General features: G+C 42.4%; 20 protein-coding genes. 3 read left to right on the top strand and 17 right to left on the bottom strand.

Annotation, left to right across the window (positions count from 1 at the left end; all coding sequences use genetic code 11):
- Positions 1 to 3: 3 nt before the first annotated feature.
- The 7 genes from PCY71_RS01450 to nox form a co-directional block, all read right to left on the bottom strand.
- The gene (locus PCY71_RS01450; RefSeq protein ID WP_002906601.1) at positions 4 to 192 is read right to left on the bottom strand and encodes a twin-arginine translocase TatA/TatE family subunit; all 189 of its coding nucleotides are present in this window, start codon (positions 190 to 192) and stop codon (positions 4 to 6) included.
- Positions 192 to 908, bottom strand: a complete 717-nt coding sequence (gene tatC / locus PCY71_RS01445) for a twin-arginine translocase subunit TatC (RefSeq protein WP_048773406.1) — start codon at positions 906 to 908, stop codon at positions 192 to 194. Before tatC ends, PCY71_RS01450 begins: the two co-directional genes overlap by 1 nt.
- On the bottom strand, positions 901 to 2,601 hold the full coding sequence (locus PCY71_RS01440) for an FTR1 family protein (protein ID WP_048773404.1): 1,701 nt from the start codon (positions 2,599 to 2,601) through the stop codon (positions 901 to 903). The genes tatC and PCY71_RS01440 overlap by 8 nt, the downstream gene beginning before the upstream one ends.
- Positions 2,579 to 3,787 carry an iron uptake transporter deferrochelatase/peroxidase subunit gene (gene efeB, locus PCY71_RS01435; RefSeq protein WP_002909774.1) on the bottom strand — a complete coding sequence of 403 codons (1,209 nt, stop codon included), beginning with the start codon at positions 3,785 to 3,787 and terminating at the stop codon, positions 2,579 to 2,581. Before efeB ends, PCY71_RS01440 begins: the two co-directional genes overlap by 23 nt.
- Positions 3,788 to 3,791: 4 nt before the next feature.
- Complete coding sequence (gene efeO / locus PCY71_RS01430) at positions 3,792 to 4,664, bottom strand: iron uptake system protein EfeO (RefSeq protein WP_048773402.1); 873 nt, start codon at positions 4,662 to 4,664, stop codon at positions 3,792 to 3,794.
- Between the two features lie 118 nt (positions 4,665 to 4,782).
- Positions 4,783 to 6,339 carry a ClC family H(+)/Cl(-) exchange transporter gene (locus PCY71_RS01425; protein ID WP_048773400.1) on the bottom strand — a complete coding sequence of 519 codons (1,557 nt, stop codon included), beginning with the start codon at positions 6,337 to 6,339 and terminating at the stop codon, positions 4,783 to 4,785.
- Positions 6,340 to 6,485: 146 nt separating this feature from the next.
- Complete coding sequence (gene nox, locus PCY71_RS01420) at positions 6,486 to 7,862, bottom strand: H2O-forming NADH oxidase (protein WP_048773398.1); 1,377 nt, start codon at positions 7,860 to 7,862, stop codon at positions 6,486 to 6,488.
- A 258-nt stretch (positions 7,863 to 8,120) separates the two neighbouring features.
- Between nox and PCY71_RS01415 the strand changes: the two genes are divergently transcribed.
- The 3 genes from PCY71_RS01415 to PCY71_RS01405 all read left to right on the top strand — a co-directional run bounded on the left by PCY71_RS01415 (position 8,121) and on the right by PCY71_RS01405 (position 11,090).
- A complete protein-coding gene (locus PCY71_RS01415) occupies positions 8,121 to 9,056 on the top strand; it encodes an FAD:protein FMN transferase (RefSeq protein WP_048773396.1) in 936 nt (311 codons plus the stop codon).
- 166 nt (positions 9,057 to 9,222) lie between these two features.
- The gene (locus PCY71_RS01410) at positions 9,223 to 9,828 is read left to right on the top strand and encodes an NADPH-dependent FMN reductase (RefSeq protein ID WP_002904465.1); all 606 of its coding nucleotides are present in this window, start codon (positions 9,223 to 9,225) and stop codon (positions 9,826 to 9,828) included.
- A gap of 17 nt (positions 9,829 to 9,845) precedes the next feature.
- On the top strand, positions 9,846 to 11,090 hold the full coding sequence (locus PCY71_RS01405; protein WP_048773394.1) for an NAD(P)H-dependent oxidoreductase: 1,245 nt from the start codon (positions 9,846 to 9,848) through the stop codon (positions 11,088 to 11,090).
- A gap of 50 nt (positions 11,091 to 11,140) precedes the next feature.
- Here PCY71_RS01405 and sdbB read toward each other — a convergent pair whose 3' ends face one another.
- The 10 genes from sdbB to PCY71_RS01355 all read right to left on the bottom strand — a co-directional run bounded on the left by sdbB (position 11,141) and on the right by PCY71_RS01355 (position 20,450).
- Positions 11,141 to 11,716 carry a thiol-disulfide oxidoreductase-associated lipoprotein SdbB gene (sdbB, locus tag PCY71_RS01400; protein WP_002909783.1) on the bottom strand — a complete coding sequence of 192 codons (576 nt, stop codon included), beginning with the start codon at positions 11,714 to 11,716 and terminating at the stop codon, positions 11,141 to 11,143.
- A 14-nt stretch (positions 11,717 to 11,730) separates the two neighbouring features.
- Entirely contained in the window at positions 11,731 to 12,438 is a 708-nt protein-coding gene (gene ccdA2, locus PCY71_RS01395; RefSeq protein ID WP_301412389.1) for a thiol-disulfide oxidoreductase-associated membrane protein CcdA2, read from the bottom strand.
- 223 nt (positions 12,439 to 12,661) lie between these two features.
- Positions 12,662 to 14,365 carry a sensor histidine kinase gene (locus PCY71_RS01390; protein WP_002909785.1) on the bottom strand — a complete coding sequence of 568 codons (1,704 nt, stop codon included), beginning with the start codon at positions 14,363 to 14,365 and terminating at the stop codon, positions 12,662 to 12,664.
- Positions 14,362 to 15,096, bottom strand: a complete 735-nt coding sequence (locus PCY71_RS01385) for a response regulator (protein WP_002909786.1) — start codon at positions 15,094 to 15,096, stop codon at positions 14,362 to 14,364. Before PCY71_RS01385 ends, PCY71_RS01390 begins: the two co-directional genes overlap by 4 nt.
- Before the next feature lie 59 nt (positions 15,097 to 15,155).
- Positions 15,156 to 16,265, bottom strand: coding sequence for a peptide-methionine (R)-S-oxide reductase MsrB (msrB, locus tag PCY71_RS01380; RefSeq protein WP_002909789.1), 1,110 nt, complete (start codon positions 16,263 to 16,265; stop codon positions 15,156 to 15,158).
- Positions 16,266 to 16,280: 15 nt separating this feature from the next.
- Positions 16,281 to 16,844: a redoxin family protein gene (locus PCY71_RS01375; protein ID WP_002909791.1), complete on the bottom strand. Its 564-nt coding sequence runs from the start codon at positions 16,842 to 16,844 to the stop codon at positions 16,281 to 16,283.
- A gap of 70 nt (positions 16,845 to 16,914) precedes the next feature.
- Positions 16,915 to 17,250 (bottom strand): hypothetical protein, encoded by a 336-nt coding sequence (locus tag PCY71_RS01370; RefSeq protein ID WP_048773391.1) that lies wholly within the window; start codon positions 17,248 to 17,250, stop codon positions 16,915 to 16,917.
- A gap of 27 nt (positions 17,251 to 17,277) precedes the next feature.
- Complete coding sequence (gene ccdA2, locus PCY71_RS01365) at positions 17,278 to 17,988, bottom strand: thiol-disulfide oxidoreductase-associated membrane protein CcdA2 (protein ID WP_048773389.1); 711 nt, start codon at positions 17,986 to 17,988, stop codon at positions 17,278 to 17,280.
- Positions 17,989 to 18,145: 157 nt separating this feature from the next.
- The gene (brnQ, locus tag PCY71_RS01360) at positions 18,146 to 19,474 is read right to left on the bottom strand and encodes a branched-chain amino acid transport system II carrier protein (protein ID WP_002906622.1); all 1,329 of its coding nucleotides are present in this window, start codon (positions 19,472 to 19,474) and stop codon (positions 18,146 to 18,148) included.
- A gap of 421 nt (positions 19,475 to 19,895) precedes the next feature.
- The gene (locus PCY71_RS01355; RefSeq protein WP_002906625.1) at positions 19,896 to 20,450 is read right to left on the bottom strand and encodes a GNAT family N-acetyltransferase; all 555 of its coding nucleotides are present in this window, start codon (positions 20,448 to 20,450) and stop codon (positions 19,896 to 19,898) included.
- Between the last annotated feature and the right edge of the window lie 14 nt (positions 20,451 to 20,464).

Raw genomic sequence — 20,464 nt, 5'->3', positions numbered from 1 at the left:
CCTTTACTCTTTTTCGTTTTTATTCTCGGTCTTTTCTTCTTCTCCAGCATGATTGACTGCTTTTTTGAATTCTGAAAACATTTTACCGATAGATTGCCCCAGTTCGGGCAGGCGTTTTGGTCCGAAAATAAGCAGGGCGCCCAGAACAATAATGATTACCCCAGGTACTCCGATGTCTTTTAAAAGTCCCATTAATTTCTCCTCGTTGATTTTCTTTGATAAATGATGCGACTGAGCAAGATGCTGACTTCATAGAGCAAAATCAGAGGCACTGTCATAGACAAGTCGCTGATAAAGTCAGCCGGTGTCAGGATAACAGCTAAAACCAGCAAAATGAAGTAAGCGTATCGTCTATATTTTACCAAAAATTTCGGATTGAGCAAACCGATAGAAGTCAGAAAGGACACCAGAACCGGTAACTCAAAAAGGCAAGCAATCGGAATAGTGGTGTGAAAGACGAAACTAAGATAATTCTGCGCTGTCAGTCGTGTCTCAAAGAGGCCCTCACCCAACGACAGCAAAACCTGCAAAATAGCTGGAGTCACAAAGTAAAAGCCGAAAGCCAGTCCCAGAACAAAACAGAGAAAGGTAGCTGGGATATAGGCAAAAACAGCCCGAGCTTCATTGGCTAGCAAAGCTGGTCGGACAAACTCCCAGACCTGATAAACCAAAAATGGCAAGATCAGGGAAAAAGCGACCAGGCTAGCCAAACTGATATAAATCCAAAGGATATCATCCGGCCCCAGCACCAGCAGCTTCTGCTCAAAATTACTGGTCAGCCATCGATAAATATCGGCTGAAAAGAGCAAGCTAACCAGAAATACCACGAAGAAGCAAGCTAATACCGCTAGAAAACGCCGTCTGAACTCTGTCAAATGCTCAATGATAGTCTGCTCTTTTTTATCCATGCTGCTGCTCACTTCTCTGATTTTTAATGCTAACATAGACCACTAGCAAGATAAAGAAGACCTGACTGACAACTACTTCTATGCTTGGATAAATCCCCATCCAGTCTACAGTCACAAAACCATTGATTAAGTGCGTTGGTAAGATATTGGTCAGCTGAAGGGCATGGATGCTGACTCCCAGCATTTTAAAGGCCAAGGCATAGATGAGCCAAGTCAGCCAGAAGAAAATGCTGTGTGGCTTGAGAAGACCAGACGCCTTGCTCATGATAAAGGCCAGCAAGACCAAGACCAGAACAGCCAAGCCGATTCCCAAAAGGAAATCAATCATAGTGATGCGCGGCAGAATTCCTGCATAAAAGAGGATAGTCTCAGCCCCTTCACGGAAAACTGCCAGAAAGCTAAGAGCAAATATGGAAAGAAAACTTCCTGTGGCTGTTACAGCCTTCATTTGGCTTTCCATGAAGTCATTCCATTTCTCAATAGATGCCTTGCTGTGCAGCCAGATACCAACCAATATCATCATGGCGACAGCGAAAATTCCCACTGCACCCTCGATAATTTCACGATTGGATCCGGAAGCCACTGCAGGGAAAAGAAACTGCAGCAAAGCTGCAATCACAGCGCTGGCTAGAACTCCACTCGCTGCCCCGGCATAAACCCATTTGAGTCCTTTTTTCATCTTGGAGGCTTTCAGAGTCGTTATCAAAGCCATGACGATCAAGAGCGCTTCTACACCCTCACGCAGCAAAATCAGCATAGCATCAAAGAAATGATAGGAAGCTGTCGTGTCAATCTGGGACAGCTCACTAATCAAGGATTCTAGCTGCTTTTGATACTTCTCTTCGCTCCCCTTGACCATAATAACAGGCGTCTGACTCTCTACCTTGGTATAAAGCGAAGGGTTATTGACACTGACATCTCCTTCTATCGTTGGCCAAATGGTGATGAACTCTTTCATCTTGGCAGCAGCCTTTTTATCATCTCCGTTTTGAAAGAGACTCAAGGCTTCCTCTAGGAGCTTAATTCCATCTTTCAGCGTCAGATTGCCAGCAGCTTCTTGGACTTTCTCGCCTTTGACAAAATTATCAATGGCGGCCTTCAAATCATCAAAAGAAGACTGAATCATGTCAAAGTCAGTAGGCTCCGTCTCAATGGCGCTGCGCAGAAATGAAATGGCTGTTTCTACCTTGCCGTAATGGGCTGTGCTGTTGTCTCGCACCACGCTTTCATTGGTGGTCCAGGTGCTATTCATCTTCTTGTATGCTTCTCTTGTCGCTTCTAAATCCTTAGCGCTAATAGCTTTTCGTAGATTTTCAAATTTTGGGTCTAGCTTACTGAGAAGCTTCTTTTTCTCAGCCTCTAAGTCGACTGGATTCTGCTCTTTCTCAAATTTCAAAAGGGCAGAAGAAATCTGTGTCAACTTCTCCTCAGTCACCTGACCCGATAAGTCTAGTGCCTTACTTACCTCTTGTCCCGCTGCTGAGTCATGATTAGCCACCTTTTCAAAGTCAGTCTTGATCTCTCCGACTAGCTGCTTGGCTTTTTCCTGATCCTTCTGCTTGACGGCAGTGCTGGCATCAGTAATTTTGACGAATAAGCTGCTATAGCTCTCGTCCGCTAAAACCGGCTTAGCCAAAAAGATTAGCAAGAACCCCAAGACAAGTAAGCTTTTATTCAAATAATTTTTGACCAAGGTATTCTCCTTTTTTCACTCCGCCAAAGCAAGCAAACAAACCACTGCCGATATGCGTGACGTATTCATTCATCTTATCTTGAGCGCCTAGATTAGTCAGAACTTTGACAAAGCTATCTGGATCTTTCTGGAAGGAAAGAAAGAGTAAGCCTGTGTCGAACTGACCAGTAGTTTCATCAATCCCATCCGAGTACGAATAAGACCGGCGATATATAGGCTTATCAACCTCCTTGGCCAGACGGACGTGTGAATCCTCTGGCAGCAATTCCAAGTCAACCTCGTCAAACTCGTCTTTCTTGCCAAAAGGCGCTCCGCTATCTTTATAGCGGCCAAAAGTGTTTTCCTGCTCCTGCAGATTGGTCCGGTCCCAGGTCTCAAGGAACATCTGGATCCGGCGGACAGCCATGTAAGAGCCGCCCTGCATCCAGTCCTTGCTATCGCACCAAATGACCTTGTCAAAGTCTTTTTCCTTGGTCACATTGGCTGTGCCGTCCTTAAATCCAAAGAGATTACGAGGCGTTGACATCCGGTCTCCGATAGAAGCAAAGCCTGACTGACTCCACTTCATAGTGATGGCATTTCTGCCCTTGCGGACCAGATTGCGGATCGCATGAAAGGCTACCTGCTCATCATCCGCGCAGGCCTGGATAACAATATCGCCACCCGTATATTTTTCTTTAAGCTGCTCCTTTGGAAATGGCGGCAAATCCCGAAATGCCTTAGGTCGTTTGTCTGACAAGCCCATTTTTTTCAGAAAAGAGGCTGAGACACCGAAGGTCAAGGTCAGTCGATAAGGGTTGAGACCAACAGTTTCTCCAGTATCCGTTGGCGGCAAAAGAGCATTGGAATTATCTTTTTTGACCAATTCTCCGTCTACCAACTTCTCGCTATAGGCTGTCCAGTCCTTGAAAAGCTGAATAATGGTCTCCCTATCTGTCGTATGCAAATCCAACACAACAAAGTAGATATTCTTCTGCATTGGTGTTGTGATACCCGCCTGATGTTCTCCATAGAAGCTGATTTCTTCCTCACCGTCAGCGAATTTCTTATCTTCTTTCGCCTGATTAGCGAAAAAAGCAGATGCACCAGAGACACCCAGTGCAAGACCAGCGCCTCCAATCCCTGCTTTTTTAAGAAATTCACGACGATCCATCTTTTTATTAAACCATTTTTCGTCGTTTGTCATATGATTACTCCCCGTTTAGAATGACTCCCATTTGTGAAAGAGGCTCACCCAGTTTGGTCACAGCTTCTGCTAGCTCCTTGGTGTCTTCTTTTGTCAATTCTGTATAGAGTTTGTAGTTTTCCGAGTCAGTCATGTGCTTGTCTAAGAGACCGTTGACGTTTTTAAACTCAAGTTCCAAGGTCTTGACGAGTTTCTCGTCCTTATCCTTAATCAATGGCTTAAAGAGCTCAAAAATCTTTTCTGCTCCTTCAATATTCGCACGGAAATCATAGAGATCTGTATGAGAGAATACTTCTTCCTCACCTGTAATCTTGCTGGTCGCTACTTCATTGAGCAAGTCAACAGCGCCCGTCAACATCATATCCGGAGTCACTTCAACTGTTGCGATTTTAGCTTTTAGCTCCTTGATATCGTTGACCAGCTGATCGGCATAGCTTTCAGTCCCTTTGGTTGTATTTTGCTCCCACATGATTTTTTCAATGCGGTGGAAACCAGACCAGCCTTCTTCGGTCTTGTTTTCATCCACATAGTCGACTAAGCGGAAGTCAATTTTAACATCTGATTCACCAAAGCTCTCAGCAATCGGCTCCGAGCGCTCGTAGGCCATCCGGATAAGCGGATATTGCTTTTTAGCCTCATCAAGCTTGCCTTCTTTAAGGGTATCACGAAACTTCTCCGTTTCTGTCAGGAGCTGATCGATTTGTCCTTGAACAAACGTTTTGTAATCCGCTGTCGCCTTGTCCAATTCTTTCTGATTAACAGCCATTTGGCTGCTGGACGCTTGACTGCTTGAGCCAGTCTTGTTTAAAGAGTTGTTGGCTGCACAGCCAGTCAGTAAAATTGCCGTTGAAAATAGGACGATGCCAAGTTTTTTCATGGTGACTCCTTTGTCTTCTCTCCTAGATAGAGTTTATTTCCTGTAAATTATACCAGTTTTTTTCTCATATTTCAAGAAATTGTCTGACAATTTAATCAAAAACTGTCTATTTAGACCGCTAAAGCAGCTCTTCTTTAACTTTCCCGATTTCCGTCTTTTTCAGCACTAAGTAAATCGTATCCCCCAGATAGAGGCGCGTGCTGCCATTGACCGTTTGAGTCTTGCCCTTGTGGACATTCATGGTAATCAAGACCCCATCAGGCAAGTTTAGCTCATGAACCTGCCGACCAGCAATCTTTTCAGAAACAGGGATTTCAATTAAAGTCGTATCTCCCTGGTCCTCGATACTGTCTGGCAACATTTTTTCCAGCATGGCTTCATAGACTGGGGCTCCTTTTAGCAAATCCATGATAATGTAAGCAGTCAGAGTGACCATTCCCAGCGGCATGAGATTACGGATGTCACCAACCATCTCTGTGACCAGAATCATAGCTGTCAGTGGGGCCTTGGAAATTGCTCCAAAGTAGCCACTCATGCCCAGGATAATGAAAATCGGAAATTGCTCCTGAGAAATCAAACCTAGCTGCAGACAGACCGACCCTATTGCTCCGCCCAGCAGTGAACCCAGAGCAAGGATAGGCAGAAAAATGCCACCTGGCAAGCCGCTTCCGTAACTCAACATGCTCCAAACAAAACGCAGAACAAAAAACAAGAGCAAGGTTCCCACAGTGTAATGACTAGCAGTCAAGGATAGAATCAACTGATTGCCCCCGCCCAGCAAGTGAGGCAAGAAATAACCAATTGGAAGAATCAAGACAAAAGCCAGAATAGGATAATAAGCTTCTGAAATTCGAAACAAGCGACCCAAAAACTGATAAACCAGCTGAATGTTCAAAATGACTTTTTCATAAATATAGCCTGACAAGCCCAGCAGCAAGCCCGTGACTAAGTAGATCCAATACTGCTCCAGTCTCATGACCGGAATATTATCCGGCATGTCCAGCACTGGCGTCAGTCCAAACATGGAGAGCGAGACAAAATTAGCAACTAGACTGGCTGCCAGCGTAGAAACCCAGAAAAAGCGTGAAAAATGACGGTAAACTTCTTCTACTACGAAAAGCAGTCCTGCGATTGGTGCATTAAAAGCTGCTGCTAAGCCTGCCGCCGCACCGCTAGCAATGAGCGCTCTCTCCTCAGCAGCACTCAAATTCAGAAATTTAGAGACGCCTTTGCCGCTCATAGCGCCTAGCTGAATACTTGGCCCTTCTCGACCCAACATCAGACCGCTAGCAATGGCTAAAATCCCCAACACAAACTTCTTCCAGAGAACACTCCACCAAGAAAGCGACATCAGGCCCTTCAGCTCTGCTTCAACCTGCGGAATCCCTGATCCCTTGATATTTTTTTCCGACTTTACCCAGCGAGCGTTGAGAAAGACGATGAAAGCATAAAGGAACACCAAGGCCAGTAACCAAAGCAAAGACTGCTGACTCCAATGGTAGACATCCTGCACTAAATGAAAGATTTTTTCAATCAGAAATCGAAAAATGCCCACTACCAGTCCAGCAAAAATCCCAACTAAAACACCTCGCAAAACCTGGGAAATAATCGAATGAGTTGTGAAATTAAATTCTCTCTTGATGTCGTCCTCACGTGAGCTAGACTCTTTTGCCATTCCCAATCTCCTCTAAATAGTTACTTTATCACTATTCTAGCACAAAGCAGGCCTGATAAACAGATGAAATATAAATTTCTTATTTCAGTATTCTTTTTAAAGGCTCTATACAAAAAAGTCTGGAAATTTATTCCAGACTCATTTTCTTATTTTGCTTTCAAAGCTGCTTGAGTAATGTAGTTGTATGGTTTGTTGAAGTGTGGCAGGAAGAAAAGATCCAGCAAGGCCAATTTATCAATTGTAACCTTTTCCTGAATGGCCAATGAGAACATGTGAATACCCATAGACATATCTTCTCTAGAAACCATCTGAGCTCCAAGAACTACACGTGTGTCCTTATCATAGACAATCTTAATTGTAACATCATGATGCTCAACCTTTTCAAGGAAGGTTGGTTTTTGAGTATCTTTAAACTCAACTACAGCTGGGCTATAACCAAAGCGTTTTGCTTTCTCTTCAGTTAGACCAGTTGAAACCATCTTCAAACCAAAGATTTCGATGCCGTTAGAACCTTGAACACCGTTAGACTCCAATTCATGACCGCAAGCGTTGTGAGCTGCTACGATACCAGAGCGAAGGGCATTAGAAGCCAAGGCGATATAGTTTGTGTCGTTGATAGAATTATCGTAGACAGTCGCACAGTCACCGATTGCATAAACATCTTTGATGCTAGTTTCTTGTTTCTTATCCACCAAGAAAGCACCATTGTGGAATGTTTCCAACTTGCCAGCGCCAAGACCAGTGTTTGGTCGGAAACCAACCGCCAGAACAACCATATCTACATCATAGCTAGCCTTATCTGTTACAATGCGTTCTACCTTGTTTTCACCTTCAATAGCTTGAACAGTTTGGCCAAAGGCTAATTGAACACCATTGTCTTCAAGATTTTGACGCATCATTTCAGACAAGTCGTGGTCATAGTAACCCGCCAAGCAAGTATCCACAACGTCAATCAGAATCACTTCTTTACCAAGGCGTTTGAAGGCTTCTGCCAACTCAACCCCAATGTAGCCTGCTCCTACTACTGCCACACGTTCGATATGTTTGCTCTTGTCTTGCAATTTCTCGATAACATCAGCAGCATTTTGATACAATTTAACAAACTGCAAATTTTCCAAGGTTGACTTAAATTCCCGACTGTTAGGATCCATCTCAGCACCTTTAATCGGAGGCAGAATTGGCTGAGAACCTGTTGCCAAAATCAATTTGTCATATGACTCTACATGCTCTTTACCATCTACAATAGCTGTAACTTTTTTCGCATCATAATCAATTGACTCAACTGGTGAATTCATATAAACTTTTGCGCCTTTTGCTTCAAAAGTTTCTTTATCTGCATAAAAAAGTCCATCTGGCTTGCTGATTTGCTGTCCAATCCAAAGGGCCATTCCGCATGCCAAGAATGAAATGTTTGAGTTTTGGTCAAAAATAACTACTTCGTTTTCTGCACCATAATTGTCCAACATTGTATTAATACACGCTGTACCTGCGTGGTTTGCACCAACTACAACGATTTTACTCATAAGAATAGTCCTACCTTAATTTATAATTTACTAGAACAGTATATCATCTCCTGTGAGCGTTTACAAGAAATTTGCTCGAGATTTTCAAAAATTCTTATACAGCCTAAAAAGCTATACCACCGCTGTCTCATCGCTTCGAAAATACAGCTTTATGCGAAAGTTAATTTTCTGAAAATATAACAATTTTAAGATTGTGAAACCGGTATCTTTTTGATATAATAAGGTTAGAGAGGTTAATTTTAGAAAGGTTGTGATAATGTGGACTTTGCTTCTCGCTCACTCCATTTGATGGGGAGTACGATTTGCATATCTCTCTGTCATGAGCGAGCGGAAATACTCTTAGATGAGGCGGTCCAACTGCTTCATGTCTATAAAAATCGCTTCAGTGCCAATGATGAAAACTCAGAACTTATGACTATCAATCATCTGGCAGGAATTGAAAGCGTCTCAGTTCATCCAGAGCTTTTTGAGCTGATTGAGCTGGGAAAATATCACAGCCTAGTAGAAGGCAGCCACTTAAATATCACGATTGGCCCTCTCGTCCAGACCTGGCGGATAGGATTTTCAGACGCCCGTCTCCCAAGTACGGAGGAGATTCAGCAAGCTCTGAGTCTGACCGACACCAACTTGCTTGAGTTGAAGCCAGAAGATTGTAGTGTATTTTTGACTAAGAAAGACATGAAGCTGGATTTAGGTGCCTTGGCTAAAGGCTATATCGCTGATAAGATTAAGGACTATTTGCTGAGTCAGGGAGTGACTTCTGCTCTTATCAATCTTGGTGGCAATGTCCTAACGATCGGGCAAAATGCAGTCAGCCAGCGCGCCTGGCGAATTGGCATCCAAAATCCCAAGCTGTTACGCGGCAATCACTCAGCTATACTTGCTGTCACCAATCAGTCAGTGGTCACATCAGGAATCTACGAGCGAACCCTTACAGTTGAGGGGCAGAACTACCATCACATTCTGGATCGCAAAACAGGCTATCCTATCGAAAATCAATTAGCTAGTCTGACCATTGTTTCAGACAAGTCGGTAGATGGCGAAATCTGGACAACTCGTTTATTTGGCGAAAGTCCGACATCAATTCTGTCCCAGATTGAACAGCAAGCAGGGATTGAAGCCTTGATAATCACCCAAGACAGTCAGCTCTTCTGTAGCTCAGGCCTTTTAGAGCAGATAATTCCTGCATCTTAATTCAAAGATGAATTTGCTACAGCACTAAGCGGTACCTCTATCGCTCTAGCTTTTATAAACAATGCCCATTTAAAAACGCCCTCTCTTTCTTCTAGGTTTTACTTGCCTAAAGAAAAATAAATGCACTTACGAGGGATTTGTATCTTCATTTCAGAAAGGAAATTTTATGTTAAAACTTATTGCAATTGTTGGAACAAATTCTAAACGTTCTACAAACCGGCAACTTCTTCAATATATGTCTAAGCACTTTGCTGACAAGGCTGAAATCGAGCTGGTAGAGATTAAAGATATCCCAATGTTTAATAAACCTGCTGACAGGAACGTCCCTGAGTTGGTATCAGAAATTGCCGAAAAAATCGATGCAGCGGACGGGGTGCTCATTGGAACACCCGAGTATGACCACTCTATTCCAGCTGTGCTCATGAATGCTCTGGCTTGGCTTTCTTATGGTATCTATCCACTGCTGAACAAGCCAGTCATGATAACTGGTGCTTCTTATGGTACACTCGGCTCCTCTCGTGCCCAGTTGCAGCTCCGTCAAATTTTGAATGCTCCAGAAATCAAGGCGAATGTACTTCCAGATGAGTTCCTGCTTTCTCATTCTCTTCAAGCTTTTGACCCAAGCGGAGATTTGGTGGATCTTGATGTTGTCAAAAAATTGGATGCTATCTTTGATGACTTCCGTATCTTTGTCAAAATCACAGACAAATTGCGCAACGCTCAAGAATTGCTTCGCAAAGATGCTGAAGAATTTAATTGGGAAAAATTGTAAGATAGGAGACCGAAAGAATGAAATTTGTTGGAATTGTAGGATCAAACTACGAACAATCATATAACCGAAAATTATTGGAATTCATCCGTCGTCAGTTCAAAATTAAATTTGAATTGGAAGTCTTAGAAATCGATGAAGTCCCAATGTTTAACCAGGATAAAAAATGGGATGAAAGCTTCCAGTTGCGTTATTTGTATAACAAAATCACACGTGCAGACGGTGTCATCATCGCAACTCCTGAGCACAATCATACTATCAGCGCTCCTTTGAAGAGTGTCTTAGAATGGCTCTCTTATGAGGTTCATCCTTTCGAAAACAAGCCTGTCATGATTGTTGGTGCATCATACTACGACCAAGGAACTTCTCGCGCTCAAGTTCACCTGCGTAAAATCCTAGACGCCCCTGGTGTCAATGCTTACACTCTTCCAGGCAACGAATTCTTGCTGGGCAAAGCCAAGGAAGCTTTTGACAATGATGGCAATATCACCAACGAAGGAACTGTGAATTTCCTTGAAACATGCTTAGATAACTTTATCAAATATGTAGAGGTGGTTTCAAAATTGAAAAAACCAAAACCAATTGAACCTGAAGACTTAGACTGCGGAAAACCAATCGCTACGACAATTACAGAAGTTGATCCAGATGATCCAGAATGGGTGGAAAAAGTCGCAGCAATCACTGGCGCTGTTTCTGGTGATACTTATGTCAAACTCGACCATGGTATCTTGACCGTTAATCAAATTGATATGTTCTTGAAAGCTATGCCATTTGAATTGACATACGCTGACGATAACAATCAATTCCTCTACTACAATAACGCCCACCAAGATCCAGACACCATGTTTGCTAAACGTGTGCCACCTCAATCAGGTAGCCGCATGTCAACTGTTCATGGTTCTCTTCCACCAGCTCGGATGAAGAATGTAGAGTGGGTTATTGGAACACTTCGCAACGGAAATCAAGAATACGTACGTACAATCGTCCCAGGTTCACCTGCAGGCGTTATCAATACCCACAACTACCAAGCTATGTACTATCCTGACGGATCATACGCAGGTATCAATGAAATCGTCTTTAATTTCCAACCATGGCTCGACTGGTACTTAAAAGAAACTGGTCAACGTTTGGTTGGAGGCAGCGGACCATTTGCTCCTGCCGGAGGTCATGGAGACGCAGACGCTACTTCTGGTGCTTCTGATGCTGGAGGCGATGGAGGTCATGGAGACGGAGGAGCCGATGCGACATCAGGTGCTAGCGCTTAATTACCTTACAAACTAAAAAAGAATGGATGATAAGTCCATTCTTTTTTGCTTTATTTCATTTCCTTAAAAGCTGCCTCTGCATCAGTATTGCTGATAGCGCCAAACTGGATTTTCCCGATTTTCCCTTGACTGTCAATGAGGATTTCAGTTGGGATGCTACGAATCTGATAGGCTTGGAAAATTTTTCCTGAAGTGTCAAATAGAACTGGTACATCTTTATAACCTTGTTCTTGAAACCATTTTGGGAATTCCTCGGCAGATTTCTCTCCTTGAAGACCTGGTGCTACAACTGTCAAGATTTCGAAATCACGGTCCGTTTTACCAGCTAACTCGACCAATTCTGGCATACTTTTCTTACAAGGTCCACACCAAGAAGCCCAGAATTTTAGATAAACCTTCTTGCCTTTATAGTCAGAAAGTTTGACAGTTTTTCCATCCATAGACTGCAAAGTAAAGTCGGGAGCCTCTTGACCGACAGCTGCTTGGGTGACTGTACTTGTCTGAGCAGCCTCACTAGATGAACTGCTGGTTGTGGGCATAGTCATAGGCTTCTCTTCCTGTTCCGAGCAGGCTGCCAAAAAGGCCACAGCTGACACAGTTGCTAATAATGTAACGATTTTTTTCATATTTCTTTCTCCTTTTATCCAAAAAGTCCCGACAGGGTGTTGAGCTGTCCTAGCATCAGCAGAATTCCCATGAGAATAATCAGGGCTCCGCCGATTTTCTTCATCAGGCCCATATAAGGCTTGATTTTATTGAAATACTGCATAACAAAGCTAGATGCCAAAGCTAAGATTAAGAAAGGCAGGGCCATTCCTAAGGTGTAAATCAAGGTCAAAATTGCTCCCTGGAGTGCACCATTCCCACCCGAAGCTGCTAAGGCTAAAACTGAGCTGAGGATTGGTCCAATGCAAGGAGTCCAACCAAAGCTAAAGGTAATCCCTAGTAAGAAAGCAGACCAAAAATGATGTTTCTGACCGTTCTTTTTGAAAGTCAAGCTCTTTTGAATCTGTAACTGGCGAATATTAATAAGCTCCATCTGGTGCAAACCTAACAGAATGATGAGTCCGCCCATCACATAACGAAAGGTCGAACTGTAAATAATAGTTCCTAAAAATCCGGCTCCAAAGCCAAGCAAAAAGAAGACTGTTGAGATACCCACAATGAAAAAGAGTGTTCTAACCATTCCCTGCCAAGCAAGCTCTCGGCCGAATACTTTCAGGGTCTTGACCTCCTTGTCATCCAATAAAATGCCAATATAAACCGGCAATAAAGGAAAAATACAAGGGGAAAAGAAGGACAAAATACCCGCTAAAAAAACTGAAACAAAAAATAAAGGTGACTCCATTTACTCTCCTCTAACTCCTTACCTAGAATATTCATTCATTTATCATTATAAATGAATCTTATAGATTTTTCACAAATCCGCTACGGTAATTTTCTTGCAAACTCATGAGACTAGTAAAAGAGATAATTTCGCTTGATGAACAGCAAAACCTGTACATTTTTTCAAACAGTAAAAAGCCGGTAGGATTTTCTCCGGCTTTTTGCTGTTCGAAAACTTAATAGACCTAATCATCTGTAACTAGCGGTAAATAAAGACTAATCTTGGTGAATTTATCTGGTTCAGAATCGATTTCCATATGGTAGTCGTCTCCGAACTGCAATCTTAAGCGTTGATCGACATTTTTCAGACCAACCCCGCCTAAGCGAGGGAGAGTCATGTCCGTAGAGTCGCGGAGTTCAAAACCACGGCCGTTATCATAGATAGACAGTATCAGCTGCCCCTCTTCTGCTGCTGACGTCACCCGAATCATGCCTTGTCGGTCAATTTCCTTGATACCATGGTAGATGGCATTTTCAACCAAAGGCTGAAGTACCAGCTTGGGCAGTTTATAATCAGCTATAGATTCACCCTCTTCAATCTCATATTGGAGCTTATCGCCATAGCGCTGCTTCTGGATAAAGAGATACTGACGAACGTGATCAATCTCATCTTTAAGAGCAATCTGTTCATGTCCTTGATTGAGCGCCAAGCGGAAATATTGAGCGAGTGATTTTGTTACCTCAACAACACGTTTGCTGTCATTAAACTCAGCCATCCAGACAATCGTATCCAAGGTATTATAAAGGAAATGGGGGTTGATTTGAGCTGAGAGAGCTCGGAGCTCATAGCGGCGGACATTTTGTTCTTCAGTCTTAACAGCTTCCATTAGCTGTTCGATTTGATCCAGCATTTTATTGAACTGCTGAGCCAAGTCAACCAACTCTGGAGAACCCTTAGCTTCTGCACGCAGATTTGAGTCACCTGCCCCAATCTTCAGAATGACAGCCTGCAGATTCTGAAGAGGCTTAATCCACAAACGTAAGACAAACCAAATACCAGTCAAGCACAGCAGGAGTGCTAAAACGCCCATTCCCACAAATGAATAAAGCATCTGTGACTGAAGCATCTGCAATTGCTCTAAAGAGGCAACGCCAATTAAAGTCCAGTCGCTGTCTGCGATATCAATCTGATAGACAAAAGCCTCTTTCTGGTCTGCGTAACCATCCTTGACCGAGATATAGGGCTGCATAGCTTTCATTTCCTGACTGGAGGAGTAAACACTTTTCTTAGGATGATAGACAAATTCATGCTGGCTATTGACAATAAAACTAAAGCCTTTCTTCCCTAGCTGAAGCCGATCCAGATAGGCTTTGAGACTCTTATAGCCAATATCCAGACGCAAAACACCGAGATTCTGCCCTGCTTCATCCACCACTTCCTGAGTGACAGAAACAACCCACTTCTCCTTCTCTGATGACAGAGATTCCTTGCGAGCAGGAGTCAAGACAGGCATGGCTTTGGTATGAACAGCTTCCTGATACCAATTTTCATTCATCATATCAGAGGATGTCTGCATGCTGATTTGAGAATCTGTCGAGACCACGCGCCCGTCCTTGGTAACCAATACTGCCGACACCAAATCAGGATCTGTCTCAATAATGGTTTTCATCAAAGCCTGAACTGACGTTTCGCTACTTTCTTGATTCTGAGCAAATTTACGAATCGTTTCTTCCTTGCTCAGTGTGGAGGTAGTTTGTTTTAATTTCTGCAAATAGGAAGCTATGAACTGCCCGCTTTGCTCCATACTATTACGCGTCGTCCGCTCTGTCAGCTGCCTAATAGTCCCCGAGCTAGTCTGATAGTAGAGACTTCCAACAAACCCCAAGAGTAAAAGAACCAGCAGAAAAATATAGACAATCAACTGGATAAGAAGCGGATATCGTTTCATTTCTCCTCTCCTTTTTTAAACTGCCGAGGTGTCAGCCCGACCACCTGCTTGAAGCGCTGAGAAAAATAGTTCATATCTTCAAAACCTACCTGCTCTGCTATTTCATAAATCTTCAAATCTGTAGTTAAGAGTAAGAGTTTTGCTTTTTTCATCCGCTCTTGGATCAGATAATCTTGAAAGGGCAAGCCTAATTCCTTTTTGATAAGAACGCTGAGATAGGACGGACTAAACCCCAATTGGAAAGCCAAACTTTTCAGGCTTAATTCTGAATCAGCTAGACGCGCGTGAATAGCCTCTTCCAACTCAGAGCGCTGTCCCTGATCAACCAAGTTTTGAATCTGGGCTTTTTTTCGTTCCTTATCAAGCTTAGTCTGCACCTTGGCCAACATTTCCTCAACATCATCTTTGGAAAATGGCTTGAGAAGATAGTCATCTGCGCCTAGTTTAATGGCGGTCCGAGCATAGTCAAAATCATCATAGCCCGTCAGAAAAACGATATGGCACTTAGGAGCCTGGTCCCTGACTAGCTTGGCCAGTTCGAGGCCGTTCATCTGTGGCATGTTGATATCGGTCAGCAGGATATCAGCAGGATTTTCCTGAAATTTCTGCCAAGCTTCTCTTCCATTTTCAGCCTGGGCAATGACTTGCATGCCAAACTGTTCATAGTCTACCAAGGACGCAATCCCCTGTCTTACCAGATACTCATCCTCTACAATCATAATTGAATACACCAGATTCAACTCCTTATTTTTATTGGATTTATTATAGCAAATTTTCAATCAAAATGCTCTTAAACATAATCCAAAAGATAACCGTAGCCCTTCTCCTCCATCTCGGCTTTTGGAATGAACTTAATGGACAGACTATTGATGCAATAGCGCAAGCCTCCTTTGTCCTTAGGACCGTCTGTGAAAACATGGCCCAGATGGGAATTTCCAACCCGACTGCGAACTTCTGTCCGTGTCATATTGAAACTCTTGTCTTCTTTGTAAGTCGCAACATCTGGACTGATAGGACGTGTGAAACTCGGCCAACCGCAGCCTGAATCAAACTTATCCTTTGATGAAAAGAGAGGCTCGCCTGTCACCACATCCACATAGATACCAGCATCGAACTTATCCCAATAGCGATTAGAAAAAGCCCGCTCTGTGTCATTCTTTTGTGTGACTGCGTATTCTTCAGGAGAGAGCTTAGCCTTAATCTCTTCATCGCTAGGCTTAGGATAGCGACTAGCTTCAATAACAGGGTAGGCAGCTTGATTGACATCGATATGGCAATATCCATTAGGATTCTTTTTTAGGTAATCCTGATGATAATCTTCTGCTTTGATAAAGTTTTTCAGAGGTTCTTTTTCAACAGCTAAAGGCTTATCATATTTCTTAGCAACCTCATCAAAGACCTGGTTAATCGTATCTAGATCAGCTTCATCCTTATAATAAACACCTGTCCGGTACTGAGTACCCTGATCATTTCCCTGCTTGTTTTTAGAAGTTGGATCAATGATGCGGAAATAATGCAGCAGAATTTCTTTTAGCGAAATTTTCTTTACATTGTAAGTAATGTGAACAGTCTCAGCGTGACCAGTTTGAGAGACCAATTCATACTTGGTCGTGTCACCCTTACCATTTGCGTATCCCGACACTGCATCGATTACACCTGGCACACGAGAAAAGTACTCTTCTACTCCCCAGAAACAGCCACCAGCCAGATAAATCTCCTGCTTATCTTCTTCCTTGACGTCTTCTTGCTTTTGTTTGGCTACCGCTTCTGTCTTGCTCATAGAGGCTTTCTTGATCTGCTCAGGAGACGACTCCTTACCATTCCCTGCAATCACATAGACCAGTCCAAAGCAGACAAGCAAGCCAAGCAGAACCAGAAGAATCTTCCATTTACCTTCCATGTTTATTACTCCTTTCTACTTGATTTCTTTCAGTGTTTTCTCAATATCTTCCTTGCTCATATAGCCAATATGTGTCTTGGCAAGAGAGCCGTCGCTGCCTACGAAAAGAGCAGATGGATAAGAGCGAATACCGTATTCTTTCAGCAATTCTCCCTTAGTATCCATGAGAACTGGGAAGTCTTTGTAATCCAAAGATTTGTACCATTCCTTGAAATCATCAGCAGACTTTTCTCCATTAAAAGTCGGAGACACCACCGTCAGCACAACATAATCTTTTCCTGACTGCTCCTTAGCCAGATCATTAGTATCACCAAGTGTAGATAGACAGATAGAGCACCAAGAAGCCCAAAACTTTAAATACACTTTCTTGCCTTTGAAATCAGACAGCTTGTAGGTCTTGCCATCTACTCCTTGCAGACTAAAGTCTTTGGCCATCTTGGTAGATTGCTCAGAATCAGCTTTTGTTTCCATATTGCTTTTATCACTTTTAGAAACTTCCGAGTTCATCTTCTGATTTGAACAGGCTCCCAAAAAGCCGACACAAAGCAGACTGATAGTCAATATTGATAACTTCTTCATCGTTTTCTTTCCTTTCAAAATAAGGAGAAAGCCGACAAAACTGACGACTTTCTTTCCTATGGTGGAATTCTTATTTGTCAGATGACATTTCGGATGAATCTTTCATGTCATCCTTCATGCTCGAATCGCTTGATTTCATATCATCTTTCATGTCAGACTTACTGTCGGACATCATAGAAGAGTCCTTCATGTCATCCTTTTTCATTTTATCATCAGACATGCTGGAGTCTTTCATATCCTCTTTCTTCATATCCTCTTTCTTCATGTCGTCTTTTTTCATGTCGTCTTTCTTCATCATGCTGCTGTCATCCGTCTTCTTCATATCAGAATCTGACTTTTGATTAGAGCAGGCAGCTAGGACAAAGATACTAAGTGCAGCGATTGTAAGTGTAGTGATTTTTTTCATGATGTGTCTCCTTTAATTATATAATTTTTATCCAAATAATGATGCTAAAACGTTTAGATTTCCAAGCATCAGCAAAATTCCCATGAGAATGATGAGTGCTCCGCCGATTTTCTTAAGCGTTCCCATATAAGGTTTGAGTTTTGCAAAGCGCTGTAATACCCAGCCAGAAGCCAAAGCCATTGCTAGAAATGGAAGCGCTAATCCAAGTGTATAAACCAACATAAGCAAGCCTCCCTGAAGAGCGCCGTTACCTCCAGAAGCTGCAATTGCTAAAACAGAACTCAGAACAGGTCCCACACAGGGCGTCCAACCAAAGCTAAAGGTAATCCCCAAGAGAAAAGCGTTAAGAAAGTCACTTCTTTTACTATTCTTTTTAAGTTGGATGCTCTTTTGCTTTTGCAGTTGCTGGATATTGATGATCCCCATCTGGTGGATTCCCAGTAGAATGACAAACCCGCCCAAAAAGTAGCGAAACCAAGGGGCATAGAGAACTTGCCCTAGAGCGCCAGCTCCATAGCCCAAAACTAAGAATACAGTTGATAAGCCAGCTATAAAGCAGAGAGTCTTAGCTAGACCATACCAGGAAATATCTTTTCCCATAAACCGAACCGTTTTCGGCTGATCCGAATCCAGCAAAATCCCCACATAGACTGGCATAAGTGGTAAAATACAGGGCGAGAAAAAAGATAGAATCCCCGCCAGAAAAACAGAAATAAAGAACAAAAAACTTGTTGCCATTTCAAAAACCTCTCTATCAATTTCTGACTCTAGTATAAAATAAAAATCCCCCTAAAAATAGGGAGATAGATTTGAAAAAACTTGAATTTGATGTTATATTGCTTGAGATTTCTGGATTTGGCAAAAACATCCACCACATTGTGGCGTATGTCATCTATTAGCTTTCTATCTCAAAGCGCTCACTCTTCTGCTTATTTGGCAAAAAGAGAGAAAGTAGGATTCCAACTAGAGCTGGCACCAACCAAGGCAGGGAAGTCTGAGCAAACGGAAGGGCATTTACAATATCACTTACCTTTGTAATATTGAACTGCTGCCCAAGAATGCCCGCAAAGGAAATCACAGTCACTGCTGCTACTGTCAATTGCATACCGATTTTGGATAGTGGCAAGAATTTATTGACAATGACAATCAGTACGATAACAATGGTAATTGGATAGAGAATTTGCAAGACTGGAACAGAATATTGGATAATGGCATTGAGGCCAAGATTGGCAATCGCAAATCCAATCAAAGTAAAGACAGTTGCGTAAACTTTATAAGATACCTTAGGGAAAGTTTTATGGAAGAATTCCCCAGTCGATACAATAAGTCCCGCAGTTGTTGTAAAACAAGTCACAGTAACCATAGCTGCAAGGAAAATCTGTGCTGTAGGTCCAAAGATAGCCTGTGTCGCCTGCGATAGGACATAAACACCTGGATTGCCTTTGGCAATAATCTCGGCTGGAACTGGGAAATGATTGCCCAGAAAAGCCAAACCGATATACATGGCGCTAAAACCCAAGGCTACCATCAAACCAACAACCCAGATGGTTAAAACATATTCCTTTTTATTCTTGAAACCTAGCTGGTTAAGAGTTGTTACCGCAATGACACTGAAAGCCACAGAAGCCAAGGCATCCAAAGTGTTATAACCTTCCAAGAACCCTTGCCCAAAAGCTGACGCAGAATAAGCTTCCGCAGCCTGCTGAGGTGTCGTTGTTCCGTATTTCAAAGCTCCTAGAATGACTAAGATGATGATCAAAACTGCAAAAACCGGCGTCAGAATACGTCCAATTCGATCCAAAATCTTAGATGGATTCAAAGAAATCAGATAAGCAGCCGCAAAGTAAAGGGTCGTGAAAACAATCAACCCGATACCTGTCATATTTTTAGACAGCATAGGAGCGATACCAACTTCATAGGCCACCGTCGCAGTCCGCGGGATAGCAAAGAAGGGCCCGATTGACAGATACAAAGCTACAAGATAGACAATAGCAAACCAAGGCGCAATCTTCTGAGAAATCTCGTGGATATAGCCCTTAGGATTGAGCGTTCCAATAATCAAAGTCAGAACAGCAAGTCCAACCCCAGACAGAACAAATCCTGCAATAGCTGGCCAAAAATGCTGGCCAGATAATGTCCCAAGCGAGGGCGGAAAAATCAAGTTCCCAGCACCAAAAAATATTCCAAATAAGAGCAAGCCTGTCAAGGCACCTTTTTTAATCACAGGAATCTCCTTTAAATTTTTTCATGCCTTATCATTATATACGGAAATGGCCCGCTCCGCAAGACTTTTAACTTTTTCAGAATATTGATTCAAATCAAAAAAATATATGATTTAAATCGAATCATTTATCTGGAATTTTGAGCAAATTCCTCGCTTATTCACAGATTTTTTGGAGATTTTGAATGTTATAAAACGAAATAACGCTTTTTGTTTTAAATCGTATTCTGCTAACCCCACTATTACCTATATTTTAGATAGTTTCCTTTATTTAAACGGACACACTCTACTGTTGATTAATTCATGAAAAACGCAATCTTGTACTTCTCGATTCAAAACAAAATAAAAGAGATTTTTCAAGGTGAAAAGGTTGAGACATCCTATCTCAACCTTTTAAAAATGGCTATAAATCATTTAGCACTCTTTATACATCGCTAAATCTTCGGTACTTAATTTCGAATTCAAAAAAGTTCTTCTCTTGCAGCATATGGAAAATATCTCGATAAGCCTCCTCATCAAAGTGGTCTCCCAAATACAGGATTTCAAAGCTTAATCCTTCATATTCCAGAAAGGCATTGGTCGTTCGAAAGCCGTTATGCTTATAGAAATCCATACGTGCTTGACGTTGCTCTAAATTATCACATTCTTCATCGACACGTTCTACCTCAAGAACCATGGTCTTTTGATAAAACTCTGTCAGTTTATGAATAATTTCTCCCCCATAGCCATGGCTGCGAAGGTGCGGCATAATCGCAAAGAAGCTGACATAGAACATTTTTTCGTTATAAACTGCAAAAGCAAAACCAACAAATTCTTCCTCATTGTAGAAGGCAAAGAAATGAGACCGCTTATCGTTTGTATAACGGAGAAATTCGCTGATAGGCACCCATTCCTCTACAGGAAAAGCCTCGCGGTTTAAGGCCTCAACCTTATCCAAATCAGGAAATTCTGCTGTAATAATTTGACTAGTTAAAGACATTGCTACCTCACTTT

This window comes from Streptococcus sp. SN3, from assembly GCF_030439905.1.
Note: the sequence above shows the minus strand (reverse complement) of the source record. Positions and strands in the feature narration are given on the sequence as shown.

Coding starts and splice junctions, on each gene's coding strand:
- PCY71_RS01425 (WP_048773400.1), bottom strand. CDS start 6,339: ATGGCAAAAGAGTCTAGCTCACGTGAGGACGACATCAAGAGAGAATTT.
- efeO (WP_048773402.1), bottom strand. CDS start 4,664: ATGAAAAAACTTGGCATCGTCCTATTTTCAACGGCAATTTTACTGACT.
- efeB (WP_002909774.1), bottom strand. CDS start 3,787: ATGACAAACGACGAAAAATGGTTTAATAAAAAGATGGATCGTCGTGAA.
- PCY71_RS01450 (WP_002906601.1), bottom strand. CDS start 192: ATGGGACTTTTAAAAGACATCGGAGTACCTGGGGTAATCATTATTGTT.
- msrB (WP_002909789.1), bottom strand. CDS start 16,265: ATGGAAGGTAAATGGAAGATTCTTCTGGTTCTGCTTGGCTTGCTTGTC.
- tatC (WP_048773406.1), bottom strand. CDS start 908: ATGGATAAAAAAGAGCAGACTATCATTGAGCATTTGACAGAGTTCAGA.
- PCY71_RS01370 (WP_048773391.1), bottom strand. CDS start 17,250: ATGAAAAAAATCACTACACTTACAATCGCTGCACTTAGTATCTTTGTC.
- PCY71_RS01405 (WP_048773394.1), top strand. CDS start 9,846: ATGAAATTTGTTGGAATTGTAGGATCAAACTACGAACAATCATATAAC.
- ccdA2 (WP_301412389.1), bottom strand. CDS start 12,438: ATGGAGTCACCTTTATTTTTTGTTTCAGTTTTTTTAGCGGGTATTTTG.
- PCY71_RS01355 (WP_002906625.1), bottom strand. CDS start 20,450: ATGTCTTTAACTAGTCAAATTATTACAGCAGAATTTCCTGATTTGGAT.
- ccdA2 (WP_048773389.1), bottom strand. CDS start 17,988: ATGGCAACAAGTTTTTTGTTCTTTATTTCTGTTTTTCTGGCGGGGATT.
- nox (WP_048773398.1), bottom strand. CDS start 7,862: ATGAGTAAAATCGTTGTAGTTGGTGCAAACCACGCAGGTACAGCGTGT.
- PCY71_RS01410 (WP_002904465.1), top strand. CDS start 9,223: ATGTTAAAACTTATTGCAATTGTTGGAACAAATTCTAAACGTTCTACA.
- PCY71_RS01375 (WP_002909791.1), bottom strand. CDS start 16,844: ATGAAGAAGTTATCAATATTGACTATCAGTCTGCTTTGTGTCGGCTTT.
- sdbB (WP_002909783.1), bottom strand. CDS start 11,716: ATGAAAAAAATCGTTACATTATTAGCAACTGTGTCAGCTGTGGCCTTT.
- PCY71_RS01390 (WP_002909785.1), bottom strand. CDS start 14,365: ATGAAACGATATCCGCTTCTTATCCAGTTGATTGTCTATATTTTTCTG.